This window comes from Polaribacter cellanae (assembly GCF_017569185.1).
Lineage (GTDB): Bacteria > Bacteroidota > Bacteroidia > Flavobacteriales > Flavobacteriaceae > Polaribacter > Polaribacter cellanae.
Window position 1 is genome coordinate 528,115 of the sequence record NZ_CP071869.1, and the last position, 15,141, is coordinate 543,255.

Below are 15,141 nucleotides of genomic sequence, written 5' to 3' on the forward strand. Positions count from 1 at the left end.
ATCTAAAAATAAAGTTTTTTTATGACCACTTTTATTTAAAAGTATTATTATGAATGTATCTAATATCATTTCTGCATTAAAATTAGCGTTAAAACACGCTTTTTTCCTTTTTACTTTAAAATAAAAAAACACCATAACTAATATTTCTGTTTTCTTTCTTATAGATAAAAAAAATCATTATTTTTTTTTACAGTAATTTCAAAACAGAAATGGTGTAAAATTTAATTGGTCTTAAAAAAAACTTTATTTTAGTCGCATAAAAATATTAAAAATGAAAAGAATTATCGAGTTTATTTTTGTTTTCCTTTTTTTAATGTCTTGTAGGCAAGAATATCTACCAAGAAATATAGATACAATTTCTATTAAAGAATTTAAAATAGAAGGTTCTAGCATTCGTGCAATTCAGGCTGTAGATAGCGTAAGTGTTTTCTATGCAGGTTCAAATGGAGATGTTGGTTTTACGACAAATAGTGGCACTTTATGGAATGCTTTGCATATTAAATACCAAGATTCTGTCGTTCCACATTTTAGAAGTTTAGCCTTTAATGGAGATAGTTATTTTGCGTTATCCATTGGAAATCCTGCATTATTATACAAAATTTCTGAAGGAAATTCTACTTTAGTTTACAAAGAACAAGACGAAAAAGTATTTTACGATGCACTTAGTTTTTTTGATGATAATTTACACGGAATTGCAATTGGAGACCCCACAAAAAACTGTGCCTCTATAATTATAACAGAAGATGGTGGAGAAACTTGGCATAAAATTCCGTGCGATAATTTACCAAAAATCGAAAAAGATGAAGCTTTTTTTGCAGCAAGTAACACCAATATCGCTACCATTGGAAGCACAGTTTGGATTGCTTCTGGAGGTGGAAAAGCGAGAGTTTTAAAATCTACCAATTATGGCAAATCTTGGCAAATTTTCGAGACTCCTTTTGTGCAAGGAAATGGTCCACAAGGAATTTATTCCATCGATCTTTATGACGAAAATAACGGAATTGCAGTGGGTGGAGATTACTCTAAACCACAAGAAAACATAGCAAACAAAGCAATTACAACAGATGGAGGAAAAACTTGGACAATCGTTGCAGACGGAAAAAGCCCCAATTATAAAAGTTGTGTACAATATGTGCCAAATACAAATGGAAAAGAAGTTTTTGCAGTAGGTAAAACTGGTGTTTCTTTTTCTAACGATGGTGGAAAAACTTGGAAAGATATTTCTAAAGAAAGTTACTACAGCATCCAATTTGTAGACGAAAATAATGCTTGGTTAAGTGGGCATCATAAAATTGGTAAATTAAACTTGTACTAATTTTATGAAACATTTTATACTAGGAATTGTAACTATACTCCTACTTTTCTCTTGCAACCAAAAAACAGAACTTCAAAAAGAATGCAATTGTAAAGTTGTATTTGTAGAGAATTTAGAAGAAGTAAAAGATGCTAAAAATCTATTTTCTTTACAAATTCCAAAAGATTGGAAAACAAACTTATATACAGATGCTCGCCAATCGTCTATTTATTCTGCAGATACCATTAAAGAACTTACAGAATCGTTACTTTTAGATGTAAATTATATGAGTGGATTTGTTAATTTTAACGATATTTTTAAATTAAAAATTGAACAAGAAAATTTATCAAAAAAACTAATTCAAAGAAAAGCGAAAGAAATTAACTTTTTAAATAAACCTAGTTATTATACAATTTCTATTGGTAAAAAAAGTACTTTTAAGTACCAGGTTTTGCAAATATTTACGAAATTAGATGCGAAAAATTTATTAATGGTAACTGCCCAAATATATGGAGATTCCTTAGTAAATAAAAGAATTTGTAAAGCAATTAGTTTGTTAGAAAAAATAAAAATACATAAAAAATGATTGAGAAAAAACACATTACAGACAGGTTTATAAAATATGTTACAATAGATACAGAATCAGACCCAAATAATACTGCTTTTCCCAGTTCAGAAAATCAGTGGAATTTGGCAAAAGTACTTGTAAAAGATTTAACAGATATTGGGCTGGAAGATATTACTTTAGACGAAAACTGTTACATTATGGCTACTTTGCCAAGTAATATAGAATATAGAGTGCCAACCATTGGTTTTGTGGCTCATATAGATACAAGTCCAGATTTTACAGGGAAAAACGTAAAGCCACAAATTGTAGAAAACTATCAAGGAAATGATATTATTTTAAATGAGGAAGAGAACATTGTACTTTCTCCAGATTATTTCGAAGATTTATTACAATATAAAGGTCAGACGATTATTACCACAGATGGAACCACACTTTTGGGTGCAGATGATAAAGCTGGAGTTACAGAAATTGTAACTGCGATGGAATATTTAATAAAACATCCAGAAATTAAACACGGAAAAATTAGAATTTGTTTTACTCCAGATGAAGAAGTTGGTAAAGGGGCACATAAATTCGATGTTAATAAATTCGATGCAGAATGGGCATATACAATAGATGGTAGCCAAATTGGAGAATTAGAATACGAAAACTTTAACGCAGCAAGTGCCAAGGTAACAATTACAGGAAAAATTGTACATCCAGGTTATGCAAAAGGAAAAATGATAAATTCTATGCTTATTGCAAACGAATTTATTGCGTCACTTCCACCAGAAGAAGTCCCTGAAAAAACAAGCGATTATGAGGGGTTCTTTCATTTACATGATTTGAATGGAAATGTAGAAAAAACAGTATTAGAATATATTATTCGCGATCACGATTTAGATTTGTTTGAAAAAAGAAAATATCTAATGCAAAGAATTGCATTTGATTTTAACGAACGATTCAATAAAGATTTGGTGGAAGTAGAAATTAAGAACCAATATTTTAATATGAAGGAAAAAATTGTTCCTGTAATGCATATTGTAGATATTGTAGAAGAAGTAATGAAAGAAATAGGAATTAAACCTTTAATAAAAGCAATTCGTGGAGGAACAGATGGCTCTCAACTTTCATATAAAGGCTTACCTTGCCCTAACATATTTGCTGGAGGCCATAACTTTCATGGACGTTTTGAATATGTTCCTGTAGAATCTATGGTAAAAGCAACAGAAGTAATTGTAGGAATAGCAAAAAAAGTACCTGAAAAATATGCATAAAAAAGTCTCCAGAAAACTGGAGACTTATATCATAGCGTATGCTATTAGATGTAAATTTTTAATAATAAAGCCCCTAATCTTTATTAAAAAAGCTATTTACATTTTACAAACGTAATCATTTTTTATTTATTACATACAAAAAATTAAGATAATTCAGGGTTTTTTCCCTTTATATTCTTATAAAAAGCCTTAAAGTGTCTAAAATCGGCATCTTTATCGTCTGTTGTATAGTAAGGTTCAGAGATTTTTACCTTTTTATTTTCAAAATCTAAGGTAGCCATTACAATAGGTACACTTGCCCCTTTTGCGATGTAATAGAAACCAGTTTTCCAATTTTTTACCTTTTTTCTTGTGCCTTCAGGAGATAAACCTAATCTAAATTCTTCTTTATTATTAAAAATATCAATAATGGCATCTACCAAATTATTATTTTTAGATCTATCTACAGGTGTTCCTCCTAATGCTTTAAAGAAATAGCCAAAAGGCCATTTAAAAAGAGAATTCTTTCCCACAAAATGCACCATAGTTCCTAAGGTCATTCTGGTTAATATTGCAATAGGAAAATCTACCCAACTTGTATGAGGGGCAGCAATAACTATATATTTTTTAGGATGTTTTGGAAACTCACCTTCAATTTTCCAACCCAAAATTGTATATAAAATAAACTTAGCGAATCTTTTCATTATAAATAGTAAAACAATTGTTTACAAAAACATTTTATAATGGTTTTATGTTATGTTTTAAAGTGATAAATTTAAGGACTTAAATCTATATAATGAACGAAATATTTATTTACTTACTAATTGCAATTTTATTTGCTGTAATTGGCTTATTTATAGGGAAATTACTTTCAAAATTAAATTTCGAAAAAGACAAAACTTCTTTAGAAAAAGAAAAATCTGCCTTAGAAGAACGAGTTGCATTGTTGCAACAATCTAAAGATATGGTAGAAAATAATTTTATCGAGTTGCAAAAAGAGATTAAAACAATTCAGCAAGAAAAAGAAAAATTAATAACTGCAAACACGAGACAAGAATCGGAAGTAGATAATTTACGTGTAAAATTACAAGAGAATAAAGGTGAAGTAGAGAAACTAAATGAAAAATTCACAAAAGAGTTTGAAAACTTGGCCAATAAAATTTTAGATGAAAAATCGACAAAATTCACGCTTCAGAATAAAGAAAATTTAAAAATTATCTTGAACCCACTTCAAGAAAAAATTAAAGTTTTCGAAGATAAAGTAGACAAAACACACAAAGAAAGTATCGATTATCATGCTGCTTTACGTCAGCAAATTTTAGGCTTAAAAGAATTAAACCAACAAATGAGTAAAGAAACCTTAAACCTTACCAAAGCATTAAAAGGAGACAATAAAATGCAAGGAAATTGGGGTGAATTGGTGTTAGAGCGTGTGTTGGAGAAATCTGGTTTAGAGAAAGATAGAGAGTATTATGTACAGCAAAGCTTTACTAACGAAGATGGTAAGAGGGTTTTGCCAGATGTTGTAATTCATTTGCCAGATAACAAGAAAATGATTGTAGATTCTAAAGTTTCTTTAGTTGCCTACGAACAATATATAAATGAAGAAGATGAACTTCTAAAAGAGAGTTTTTTAAAACAACATGTAGCTTCATTAAAAAGACATGTAGAGCAATTGAGTGATAAAAAATACGAAGATATTTATGGAATAGAATCTCCAGATTTTGTATTGCTTTTTATTCCTATAGAACCTGCTTTTGCAGTTGCTTTAAATACAGATACCAATTTGTACAATAAAGCATTCGAAAGAAATATTGTAATTGTTACACCTTCTACTCTATTGGCGACTTTACGCACGATTGATACTATGTGGAATAACGAAAAACAACAACGAAATGCTTTAGAAATTGCAAAACAAGCAGGTGCTTTGTACGACAAATTTAATGGTTTATTAAGCGATTTAATTGGGGTTGGTAAAAAGATAGATGCTTCTAAGACAGATTATAATGCTGCTATGAACAAGCTGTTTGAAGGAAGAGGAAACTTAATTTCTAGCGTAGAAAAATTGAAAAAAATGGGTGCAAAAGCTAAAAAAGCACTTCCAGAAAATATTATAGAACGTGCGAACTCCGAAGATTAAAGATATTTAAACTTCTTTTGAGTTCTTTTTTATATTGATATCGTTAAAACGAAAGGCGAATTTATCTTAATTTTACTAAAAATAAATACCTAAAATTATGTCAAATAAAGAAAGAGCAAGTGCAGAAAATGTTACCAAAGGAAATTCAGGAGATGTTCACGAAAGAGGTTTACATCCTTTAAAGGGAACTGTAAAAAAAGACGAATATAAAGATAAAGACAGTCGTAAAGATCGTTTAAAAGGCGAAGACAAAGACAAACTAAAAGATCAAGTACACAGTGCAACTGATAATTCTAACGATAGAATTGCAGATAAAATTCAGAATTCAGACAATAAGAAAGCCGATAAAAAATAAAGACTTTTCTTTTGAGTTACAATTTCAATTAATAACGTCAATTTTCGATATAAGTTTCCTTTAAATTTGTAGTGTTATAAACCAGTACTAACATTTTAGTACATAAAAAAGACAATTATGAATTCAGATACAAATGAAGGTAAGTGGAAACAGATCAAAGGAGAATTTAAAGAAGAACTTGGTAAAATTACCAATAACGAATCTACTGAAGCAGAAGGGTCTTTTGATAAATTAGTTGGAAAAATTCAAGAAAAATATGGCGAAACTCGCGAAAAAATAGAAAAAGAAATAAAAAGTTGGTAATTCAACTTTAAAAATTGATTAGAAAAAGACAAAAAAGCATCAAGTTTAAAAATTTGATGCTTTTTTTATGTTTATATCACACAAAAGTGAAATACCTAAAGCTAAATATAATTGCGTTAGTTTGAAAAAAATCATTCAAAAAACTGATAACCATTAAAGGAAATCAGGTTTTTAAAATTATGTTTTTATACCTTATCAGAAGGCATTGCCTTTTACATTACGAATAATCTTCTTGCACTCATCATTTCGTTTACACGTTCTCCAATGGCGTGTAAAGCATCTTCATTATTAGCATTTTTAATTGCTTCATCAATAAAATTAACAACAGCAACCATATCTTCCTCTTTTAAGCCACGAGTTGTAATTGCAGGAGTTCCAATACGAATTCCAGAAGTAACAAATGGCGATTTATCATCAAAAGGAACCATGTTTTTATTTACGGTAATGTCTGCTTTTCCAAGAGCGATTTCTGCATCTTTTCCAGAAATATCTTTATTTCTTAAATCGATTAACATACAGTGGTTGTCTGTTCCTCCAGAAATAATATGATAACCTCTAGCAACAAATTCTTTAGCCATTGTAGCTGCATTTTGTTTTACTTGAATTTGATATTCTAAAAACTCATCTGTTAAAGCTTCACCAAAAGCAATTGCTTTTGCAGCAATCACGTGCTCTAAAGGTCCACCTTGGTTTCCAGGGAAAACAGCAGAATTTAACAACATCGACATCATTTTTGGTTTTCCACTTTTTAAAGTTTCTCCAAATGGGTTTTCGAAATCTTTACCAATCATAATCATTCCTCCTCTTGGGCCACGTAATGTTTTGTGGGTTGTAGTGGTAACAATATGACAATGAGGCAATGGGTCGTTTAAAATTCCTTTGGCAATTAAACCAGCAGGGTGCGAAATATCTGCCATTAAAACTGCACCAACATTATCTGCAATTTCTCTAAACTTCTTAAAATCGATATCTCTAGAATATGCAGATGCACCAGCGATAATTAATTTTGGTTTGTGTTCTTTTGCTTGTTGCTCTAAGTGATTGTAATCGATGGTTCCTGTTTTTTTATCTACACCATAAAATACAGGGTTGTATAATTTACCAGAGAAATTTACAGGAGAACCATGCGTTAAATGCCCTCCATGAGATAAATCGAAACCTAAAATTGTATCTCCAGGTTTTAAACAGGCAGCAAAAACAGCTGTATTTGCTTGAGAGCCAGAATGTGGTTGTACGTTTACATATTCCGCACCAAATAATTGTTTTGCTCTGTCAATCGCAATTTGCTCGACAATATCTACAATTTCACAACCTCCATAATATCTTTTCCCAGGATATCCTTCAGCATATTTATTGGTTAAAATAGAACCTTGCGCTTGCATAACTTGGTCACTCACGAAGTTTTCTGAAGCGATTAATTCTAACCCACTTAATTGTCTTTCTTTTTCTTCCTGAATAAGGTCGAAAATTTGATTGTCTAATTGCATTATCTTTGTTTTATATAAGCATCAAAAATAACAAAAAACAACATTGAATTGAATAAGTTTTTTGTATATTTTCAACAACTTATTAAGATTTATGCAATTCAAAAAAAAGGGATGTTAAAAATTAGTTATTCGTGATAATTCTTTTTAAAAATGAAAAAAATTTGCATAGATTTGAACAAATTAAAGAATTTACAGAATGATCATAACAGCAAATAATCCGAATAGAAAATCCTGGTTGAAAGTAAAGGAAGAATCTGACTTTCCAATTCAGAATATTCCATTTGGAGTTTTTATCACAAGAGACGATATTATAACCATTGGAAGTAGAATTGGCGATTTTGCCATTGATTTAGGCGCATTTCATCAATTAGGATATTTTGAAGGAATACCTTTAACAGACGATATTTTTCTACAAGATAACCTAAACGATTTTATTGCAGACGGACGTAAAACATGGCGTTTGGTAAGAAATAGAATTGCAGAAGTTTTCGATGTTACCAATGGAAGCTTACGTGATAATGCAGAGCATAAAGATAAAATTATCTTTAGAATGGACGAAGTAGAAATGTTATTACCAGTTTCTGTTGGAGATTATACCGATTTTTATGCAAGTAAAGAGCATGCTACAAATGTAGGTTCTTTATTTAGAGATCCAGAAAATGCACTATTCCCAAATTGGTTGCATATTCCTATTGGTTATCATGGAAGAAGTTCTTCTATAATTCCATCTGGAGTGCCAATTAGAAGACCTTATGGACAAACAAAACCAGATGAAGGCAGTAATATACCTAATTTTGGACCTTCGAAATTATTAGATTTTGAGTTAGAAATGGCTTTTATAACTACAGATGCAAATGTTTTAGGAGATAGAATTTCTATTGAAGATGCAGAAGAATATATTTTTGGTTTGGTGCAATTTAACGATTGGTCTGCAAGAGACATTCAAGGTTGGGAATATGTACCTTTAGGGCCTTTTTTAGGAAAAAGCTTTGCTTCTACGATTTCTCCTTGGATTGTAACTTTAGATGCTTTAGAGCCTTTTAGAACGGAAAATCCTAAACAAGTTTACGAGCCATTACCTTATTTAAAACAAGAAGGAAAAGGAAGTTACGATATACATTTACAAGTAGGAATTATGCCAGAAAATGGTGAGGAAACTATTGTTGCAAATTCTAATTTTAAATATATGTATTGGACAATAGCACAGCAATTAACACATCATACAGTAAATGGTTGTCCTGTGGAAGCTGGAGATATGATGGGTTCTGGAACCATTTCTGGTCCAACAAAAGATAGCTATGGGTCTATGTTAGAACTAACTTGGAAAGGACAAAACCCAATTACTTTAAAAGATGGTACAACACGTAAATTTATTAATGATAATGATACTGTAATAATGCGTGCACATTGTAAAAATGATGAGATTCGCATTGGTTTTGGAGAATGTATTGGTAAAGTTTTACCTGCAAAATAAATTACACTTGATATCAAGTTTAGTAAACCTCACTCCTTTTTTTAGTTGTGAGGTTTTTATTTTTTTACTTCGAGGTTTAGCAAAATTTATTTATAGAAATATATTTAGATTTTTTTTTGCAAAATAGAATTAGTTTAAGGTTCTAACTTGAACCTTAAACTAATTTTTTATAAAATTAACTATCAGTAATTTTAATATTATTTTCTTTCTAATAAACTACCTACAAAGTCGCTAGCTTACTATTCAATAAATAGTCAGTGTACATGCTTTTATAATACACTTTCTTTTCAATAGACTCTATTACAGGAGTTGCAAAATCTTCCTCATACATTTCGCCAATTACATTTAACCCTCCAGGACTAAACACATTAATTTCCATTAATTTATCGCCCACAATATCAATTCCTACTAAAAACATACCATCTTGCACCAATTTTGGTCTTACAATGTCTGCTAGTTTCATAATTTGATCCGTTATTTTTACGGGTTGTGGCTTTCCTCCTGCATGGATATTGCTTCGAATATCGCCAGAAGCGTTTACACGTTGCATCATTGCATATTTTCCATTTACTTGTAAAGGTTCTCCATTCATTAAAAATAAACGGGTGTCTCCTTTTGTAGCTTCCGTTAAATACTCTTGTGCGATTACAAAGCCATCTCTACAAATAGCATCGATTGTTTGTGTTAGATTGTGCTCGTTTTTTTTATCCATCATAAAAACATTGGTTCCTCCAGAACCTTGTAAAGGCTTTAAAATCATTTTTTGTTTTTGCTCTTTAAAAAACTCTTTAATTTCTAAATGATCTCTGGTTACAATTGTTTTAGGACGTAAAATTTCTGGGAAATGCTGAAAATACATTTTATTGACTGCACCTGCCAAACTTTTTGGGTGATTTAAAACAATAACACCATTTCTCATGGCAATTTCTCCAAAAATAAAAGCGGCGTTTTGTGCCCAATCTCTTTCGTTAATCTCGTCTGCTGGATTGTTTCTTAAAAACAGTACCTCTAAATCTTCTGAAGTTATTGTAGAAAATTCTTGATTCTGTACTGCTTTAAAATAAGTTTCTTGTGAATTAAATTTTTTGTCTTTTACAGATTTACATCTAACAGACAAATGTCCTCTGGAAGCATAAGCCAATTCTCCTACTCCAATAAAATAGACTTCGTGCCCACGTTTATATGCTGCATAACCCAATGCAGGAGTTGTATAATTCGGTTTTTCTGTTTTATGGTCGTTTATTATAAATGCTATTTTCATCTCTTTTTTTATTTACTATACTATTTAAAAAAGATTCGTCTATAGATTTAATTTTAATCTGCTAACTCTATAATATCTAAACCTTTATATAGTTTTTTTAATCTTTTTTGTACATTTTTTCTTTCTAAAAAACGAGGCAATTCTGGTTTTACTAAAACGTTTCTATATAAAAGTTCTTCAATTAATGCTGTGTGTGTAATATTGAATTTCCCTGTATATAAATTCTCTAAACTTCCTCCTTCTTTTAAATACTTTAGCAAATCTATTAATCCTGCTAAGTACACTGCATCTTTTGTTAAACCACCACCTCTATAAACTCTCATGGTTATATAATAGGCGATTCTTTCTGAAAATGCATATTTCTTACAAAGTTTCTTAAAAGTTTCAATAAATGTTAACCCATTTACCATAGATTGTACCCCAATTACTCTTCCTGCCAATAATCTTAAACGGTTTACAGTTAAACCTCCAACCAAATATTCTGCAATTACTGCAAGACCTTCTTGTAGTTGGTCATATCCTTCAAAACCTTCGTACATTTGCTTTAAAGGCTGGCGTTTTCCATTGCAATACGTTAAAATGTGTGTGGCAACTTCATGCTGAATTAAAGCATCACACCTATTGGCATCTAAAGAAATTTCATCATTAATTAACAATTTTGTTTTGCTAACCATAATTCCTGCAACATCATTTCTTATTTCTACAGTTAAATCTAAATTCGGAAACTTACTATTATAATAATCTATTTCCTTTTGCGCGTGTTCTGCAAATTCTGTACAATTAAAACGACTTTCACTTTTCCTGGTTTCTCTCTTTGGAAAAGCTTTTAGAATCTTTTTAGCTTCTTTTAATACGTTTTTGTTGATAACGCCATACAAACTTTCGCCTACAAATCTAAAATTATCTGTTCCACGTTCTTCTAACATGGTTAGTTGCTTTTCTATTTCTAAACGCTTTCCTCTTAAAATAAAAGCAATGGTTGGGTCTTCAATTTCATCTATAGGAATGTTGTATAGTTTTCGCTTTTCCAACTCTGGATCTATCGAAATTAATCGATATTTAAACGATGGAAGTTTCTTGAATTTATTCTCTTTAAATTTCTTCCATTCCTCGTTACTATTTACAGGAGTTGTTCTTAAAAGGAAAGACATTCTCTCGCTAATTGCTGCTAATTGCGTGTCCGATTCTCGGGTTACTCTGTCTATATGCGTTTTTCCAAGCATTAAATAATTCTCGAAACTATCTGTGGTTTGTACTCTAATAAATTCGTAAACTGCTCTTTTTATGGTTTCTGAAAAAACGCCATAAAATACTCTAAAAAACAAGGAATAAAGCTCGTTTGTAAGTGTATTTTTATATAAAACTGGTACTTGAATTCCAATAATTAGCATTCCTGTTTTTTTGGAAGTATCTAAATCTACAAGTGGTTCTAAGTGTTTTGGATGTTTAGGGTTATGATCGCTTACATACGCAGAAACATTTGGGTATGTAAGATTTAATTTATTAAAACCTTCTTCCAATGCCTTTGCGGTTTCTGAAGCAATTTTAACAGGACAATTAATATGAAATTTCGTGCTCGTATTTTCGCTATCTGGCCAAACTTCTAGAGCTAAAAAAGTTTCAAATTTTTCTGATACAATTAATCTTATGGCTTCTAAAAGCTTTGTGATATCTATACTTTCATCAACGATTAAGTAAGAAGCTTGTGTTTTTAATAATCTTGAGAAATAAACATCTGGTTCTTTAAATCTATAAACACAAATAAAAGGTAAAAATTTATCGATATGTAAAATTCCGTTATTTGGTAATTCGTAATTTAAAGGTGAATCGCTATGTATTTTCTCACAAATTTCTTGTATTATATTTGAATCTATATGCTTGTTTTTACTCATGTAAATTGTATTCTTTATAAAATTCTTCTGCGTGTTTTTTTAACTCCGTTTTTAAATATTGCTCTACAGACTTTACCACTTCTGGATACATTATTTGTGCTAATTCATCACAATAAATTTTAGCAATTTCGGTTGCTAAAACCAATGTATTCTTAAAATTCTGAGTAATATATTTTAAGAAATATCCATTTCCTTGAAAAGTATCGTTAATTTTTGAAGTCGCATTTATGCCATTTGGGAAAGGTGTTTTTTCTAACGTTTCTCTCCAAGATTCTATTACTTTTCCAAAACGATTGTTATCTACATTGCTTGTTCCTAAATTCCAAGCTGGTACTTCTCTATCCCATCGTTTCCAGTTGTAAGAATGCATATCATACACTACACATATACCAAATTTTTCTTCTAATTTTTCGATTAATGCGTGTACAACTTTATAGAAGTTGGTGTGTTTCTGTAAACTTTTTTCTATTTGATTTTCTGTTAACGGATTTTTCCACAACTGTTTTCCCCAAGCATCTGTATAAATGGCATTATCTGGTGCTCTGTTTAGATCATACTCGAAACGAGAATCCATTCCAGCAATAACTATAGGATGCGATTTTACCATTTCTTTCGTTTCTGGGTCTTCTTCAAACCAGCGTTCGTAAGCTGTATGCAAACAATTATCCCATAATTCTTTTCTAAATTGATGCCCATCATGCACAGCTCCACAAGCATAATGCACATATTTATCAATTTTTATAGTAAAAGAATAGTCACTTGAAACTGCTTCAAAAGTTTCTTCGTTTTTAATCTTCGTTACAATTTCTTCAACAGTTAATTTTAACATATTAACCAATAATTTTCTTTAAAATTCCAAATACTTTTTTCTCGTAAAAATCGACAGAACCATCAGCAAAAAATACATTTTTAATGTTTCTTAATAATTCATCTTTTTCTGATTGTGTAAAATCGTTTTCGGAAAAATATTGCTGAATTTTATCTAAATTTTCCTCCTCTGAATCCACTACAACTTCTGTATGAATTTTATGAAACGTCTTTTCATCGACTTTAGAAAGTATAAATTCTTGTTCGTTTTTATCTTCTATATGATTGCAATGTGCTGCGTATAAAAGCACATAAGCTTCAAATTCTTTTCTGGTCCAATCTAAATTCATAATTATAATGCTATTGGTAAATTGTTTGTACTGCCCCACTCTGTCCAAGAACCATCGTAAACTGCAACATTTTTTACTCCTGCAATTGCTGCGCCTAACGCTAAAATTGATGCTGTAATGCCAGAACCACAAGTAAAAATTATTTGTTCTTTATTTTTATAGTCCTTAAAAATGTTTTTTAATTCTTCTGCGGATTTCATTTTACCACTTTGCTGCATTTCAATAAAAGGTAAACTCACAGAATTAGGAATGTGTCCGCTTTTTAAATCGTTTCTTGGTTCTGGTTCTGTTCCGTAAAAACGACCTTTTGAACGAGCATCTGCTATTAAAATGGCTTTATTTTCTATGGAATTTAGCACATCGTTTGTAAACTTTAATTTTTCTGGTTTGTAATAGACTTTAAAATTTCCTTTTTTAGGTTGATGTGTTTTAGGTGTTTCAATAGGATAATTTTTTGATTTCCATTCTGGAAAGCCTCCATCTAGAATAGCAATATTTTTAAAACCCATTAATTGAAACATCCACCAAACTCTTGGTGAAGAATAAGTACCTAAATCGTCATAACAAACTAATACAGAATCTTTATTTATGCCTAATTCTTGGGCTTTTTCTTGAAATTCTTTGGGAGCTAAAACTGTATTTGGAAAAGGTACTTTCTTATCTGAAAACACATTTTTTAAATCAAAAAAAAGGGCTCCTTTAATCTGTTTTTTATCTGTAGAATTTTGTGATTTGTCAGTCACTTTCGGAATTGTACAATCTAAAATAATTAAATTTTCGTTCTCTAAATTGTTGTACAACCAATCTACAGAAACCAAAGGAGAGCTTATATGTAAGGACATAGCAAATGTGTTTTAAAATTTTAGTATTTTTTGAGAAACTCTCAATAAAAACTTCTAGCTTCCAACTTCCAACTTCCAACTAAAAACTAAGCTTCATCAACCAACTTCTTTAAGCTTGATTTTCGTCTAAAAGCAGCATCTTTTTCCAACACTTTACTTTCCATAAAATTAACTACCTTTTCTTGAACTCTTGTTTTATAAACTTTGTTCATATACGTAATTCCTCCAGGAGACATTACATTTACTTCTACTAATTTGCCTCCAATTACGTCAATACCCACAAAATAGAGTCCGTCTTTTACTAATTTTGGTCCAATTCTATTACACAATTTTTTTTCTTCTGCAGTTAGTTTATGTTTGGCAATACTTCCACCAGCAGAAACATTAGATCTATGATCTTTTTCCCCTGGAATTCTACGCATTGCACCAATTGGAACTCCATTTAAAATTAATACACGAACGTCTCCTTGATTTGCTCCTTCTATATATTCTTGCAGAATTACATAATCTGAACCACCATCGCTTTTGCTTATGTAAAAATCTAACAACGAATTAATATTTCCCATTGCCGATTTTTCAATTAAAATAACTCCAGAGCCACCAAAACCGTTCAAAGGTTTTAAAATCATTTTATCGGAAGGAGATTCCTCTATCATTTTAATTAAATAATCTTTGTTTTTAGAAACGTGTGTTACAGGAATAATCTCGTTGTTTGGATCTTCGAAAACAGCTGTATATAGTTTGTTATTAGCTTCACGCATTCCTTGTACAGAATTTATAATGAAAACATCGTCTTTAACAGAGTCTAAGAAATTTAGCATTAAAGGATCTAAAGGTGGTTCTGCACGCATAAAAATAACATCGAAACCTGCCAAAGGAAGCATTTCTTCTCTTGTAGTTGTTTTGTTATAAAACGACTTTATATTGGATGGAACTTTTTCTGTTCTGTTTAAAATGGTACAAAAAGCGTTGGTAACACTGTTTCTAATGGTTAAATTAGAAGGTGTACAAATGGCAACTCCATGCCCTCTTTTTACACATTCGTGAATTAAGGTTAATGATGTATCGTTTTCTGGAGATTTTATGTTCTCCCATGGATACATTAAAAAACATACGTTCATATTTATTTTTTT

At 30.5% G+C, this 15,141-nt stretch carries 15 protein-coding genes; 7 read left to right on the forward strand and 8 right to left on the reverse strand.

Going from position 1 to position 15,141, the window contains the following annotated elements; all coding sequences use genetic code 11:
• The first annotated feature begins 271 nt into the window (after positions 1 to 271).
• From J3359_RS02405 to pepT, 3 genes are read left to right on the forward strand one after another with little or no spacing between them, the layout of a single operon-like run.
• On the forward strand, positions 272 to 1,315 hold the full coding sequence (locus J3359_RS02405; RefSeq protein ID WP_208079160.1) for a WD40/YVTN/BNR-like repeat-containing protein: 1,044 nt from the start codon (positions 272 to 274) through the stop codon (positions 1,313 to 1,315).
• A gap of 4 nt (positions 1,316 to 1,319) precedes the next feature.
• The gene (locus J3359_RS02410; protein WP_208079161.1) at positions 1,320 to 1,880 is read left to right on the forward strand and encodes a hypothetical protein; all 561 of its coding nucleotides are present in this window, start codon (positions 1,320 to 1,322) and stop codon (positions 1,878 to 1,880) included.
• Positions 1,877 to 3,118: a peptidase T gene (gene pepT / locus J3359_RS02415; protein WP_208079162.1), complete on the forward strand. Its 1,242-nt coding sequence runs from the start codon at positions 1,877 to 1,879 to the stop codon at positions 3,116 to 3,118. The genes J3359_RS02410 and pepT overlap by 4 nt, the downstream gene beginning before the upstream one ends.
• A 143-nt stretch (positions 3,119 to 3,261) precedes the next feature.
• Here pepT and J3359_RS02420 read toward each other — a convergent pair whose 3' ends face one another.
• Positions 3,262 to 3,801 (reverse strand): 1-acyl-sn-glycerol-3-phosphate acyltransferase, encoded by a 540-nt coding sequence (locus J3359_RS02420; RefSeq protein ID WP_208079163.1) that lies wholly within the window; start codon positions 3,799 to 3,801, stop codon positions 3,262 to 3,264.
• A gap of 92 nt (positions 3,802 to 3,893) precedes the next feature.
• On the opposite strand from J3359_RS02420, the gene J3359_RS02425 reads away from it, so the two are divergent.
• The 3 genes from J3359_RS02425 (at position 3,894) to J3359_RS02435 (ending at position 5,895) form a co-directional block, all read left to right on the forward strand.
• Positions 3,894 to 5,237 (forward strand): DNA recombination protein RmuC, encoded by a 1,344-nt coding sequence (locus tag J3359_RS02425; RefSeq protein WP_208079164.1) that lies wholly within the window; start codon positions 3,894 to 3,896, stop codon positions 5,235 to 5,237.
• A 97-nt stretch (positions 5,238 to 5,334) separates the two neighbouring features.
• Complete coding sequence (locus J3359_RS02430; protein WP_208079165.1) at positions 5,335 to 5,592, forward strand: hypothetical protein; 258 nt, start codon at positions 5,335 to 5,337, stop codon at positions 5,590 to 5,592.
• A gap of 117 nt (positions 5,593 to 5,709) precedes the next feature.
• A complete protein-coding gene (locus J3359_RS02435) occupies positions 5,710 to 5,895 on the forward strand; it encodes a CsbD family protein (protein WP_208079166.1) in 186 nt (61 codons plus the stop codon).
• A gap of 212 nt (positions 5,896 to 6,107) precedes the next feature.
• Here the strand turns inward: J3359_RS02435 and glyA are convergent, their stop codons facing one another.
• Positions 6,108 to 7,382 carry a serine hydroxymethyltransferase gene (gene glyA / locus J3359_RS02440; RefSeq protein WP_208079167.1) on the reverse strand — a complete coding sequence of 425 codons (1,275 nt, stop codon included), beginning with the start codon at positions 7,380 to 7,382 and terminating at the stop codon, positions 6,108 to 6,110.
• Positions 7,383 to 7,578: 196 nt separating this feature from the next.
• On the opposite strand from glyA, the gene fahA reads away from it, so the two are divergent.
• Positions 7,579 to 8,856 (forward strand): fumarylacetoacetase, encoded by a 1,278-nt coding sequence (gene fahA / locus J3359_RS02445; protein WP_208079168.1) that lies wholly within the window; start codon positions 7,579 to 7,581, stop codon positions 8,854 to 8,856.
• 220 nt (positions 8,857 to 9,076) lie between these two features.
• On the opposite strand, the gene J3359_RS02450 is transcribed toward fahA, so the two are convergent.
• From J3359_RS02450 to gshB, 6 genes are all read right to left on the reverse strand, one after another.
• Positions 9,077 to 10,117 (reverse strand): glutathione synthetase, encoded by a 1,041-nt coding sequence (locus J3359_RS02450; protein WP_208079169.1) that lies wholly within the window; start codon positions 10,115 to 10,117, stop codon positions 9,077 to 9,079.
• 53 nt (positions 10,118 to 10,170) lie between these two features.
• The gene (locus tag J3359_RS02455) at positions 10,171 to 12,009 is read right to left on the reverse strand and encodes a peptidase MATCAP family protein (protein ID WP_208079170.1); all 1,839 of its coding nucleotides are present in this window, start codon (positions 12,007 to 12,009) and stop codon (positions 10,171 to 10,173) included.
• On the reverse strand, positions 12,002 to 12,838 hold the full coding sequence (locus J3359_RS02460) for an N-formylglutamate amidohydrolase (protein WP_208079171.1): 837 nt from the start codon (positions 12,836 to 12,838) through the stop codon (positions 12,002 to 12,004). The genes J3359_RS02455 and J3359_RS02460 overlap by 8 nt, the downstream gene beginning before the upstream one ends.
• Position 12,839: 1 nt before the next feature.
• Positions 12,840 to 13,166 (reverse strand): hypothetical protein, encoded by a 327-nt coding sequence (locus J3359_RS02465; RefSeq protein WP_208079172.1) that lies wholly within the window; start codon positions 13,164 to 13,166, stop codon positions 12,840 to 12,842.
• Positions 13,167 to 13,168: 2 nt separating this feature from the next.
• Positions 13,169 to 14,008 (reverse strand): sulfurtransferase, encoded by an 840-nt coding sequence (locus J3359_RS02470; RefSeq protein ID WP_208079173.1) that lies wholly within the window; start codon positions 14,006 to 14,008, stop codon positions 13,169 to 13,171.
• Positions 14,009 to 14,094: 86 nt separating this feature from the next.
• On the reverse strand, positions 14,095 to 15,129 hold the full coding sequence (gene gshB / locus J3359_RS02475; RefSeq protein ID WP_208079174.1) for a glutathione synthase: 1,035 nt from the start codon (positions 15,127 to 15,129) through the stop codon (positions 14,095 to 14,097).
• Positions 15,130 to 15,141: the final 12 nt, after the last annotated feature.

Excerpts from the sequence above, each read along its gene's own strand:
- J3359_RS02405 (WP_208079160.1), top strand. The coding sequence starts at position 272 with ATGAAAAGAATTATCGAGTTTATTTTTGTTTTCCTTTTTTTAATGTCT.
- J3359_RS02410 (WP_208079161.1), top strand. The coding sequence starts at position 1,320 with ATGAAACATTTTATACTAGGAATTGTAACTATACTCCTACTTTTCTCT.
- pepT (WP_208079162.1), top strand. The coding sequence starts at position 1,877 with ATGATTGAGAAAAAACACATTACAGACAGGTTTATAAAATATGTTACA.
- J3359_RS02420 (WP_208079163.1), bottom strand. The coding sequence starts at position 3,801 with ATGAAAAGATTCGCTAAGTTTATTTTATATACAATTTTGGGTTGGAAA.
- J3359_RS02425 (WP_208079164.1), top strand. The coding sequence starts at position 3,894 with ATGAACGAAATATTTATTTACTTACTAATTGCAATTTTATTTGCTGTA.
- J3359_RS02430 (WP_208079165.1), top strand. The coding sequence starts at position 5,335 with ATGTCAAATAAAGAAAGAGCAAGTGCAGAAAATGTTACCAAAGGAAAT.
- J3359_RS02435 (WP_208079166.1), top strand. The coding sequence starts at position 5,710 with ATGAATTCAGATACAAATGAAGGTAAGTGGAAACAGATCAAAGGAGAA.
- glyA (WP_208079167.1), bottom strand. The coding sequence starts at position 7,382 with ATGCAATTAGACAATCAAATTTTCGACCTTATTCAGGAAGAAAAAGAA.
- fahA (WP_208079168.1), top strand. The coding sequence starts at position 7,579 with ATGATCATAACAGCAAATAATCCGAATAGAAAATCCTGGTTGAAAGTA.
- J3359_RS02450 (WP_208079169.1), bottom strand. The coding sequence starts at position 10,117 with ATGAAAATAGCATTTATAATAAACGACCATAAAACAGAAAAACCGAAT.
- J3359_RS02455 (WP_208079170.1), bottom strand. The coding sequence starts at position 12,009 with ATGAGTAAAAACAAGCATATAGATTCAAATATAATACAAGAAATTTGT.
- J3359_RS02460 (WP_208079171.1), bottom strand. The coding sequence starts at position 12,838 with ATGTTAAAATTAACTGTTGAAGAAATTGTAACGAAGATTAAAAACGAA.
- J3359_RS02465 (WP_208079172.1), bottom strand. The coding sequence starts at position 13,166 with ATGAATTTAGATTGGACCAGAAAAGAATTTGAAGCTTATGTGCTTTTA.
- J3359_RS02470 (WP_208079173.1), bottom strand. The coding sequence starts at position 14,008 with ATGTCCTTACATATAAGCTCTCCTTTGGTTTCTGTAGATTGGTTGTAC.
- gshB (WP_208079174.1), bottom strand. The coding sequence starts at position 15,129 with ATGAACGTATGTTTTTTAATGTATCCATGGGAGAACATAAAATCTCCA.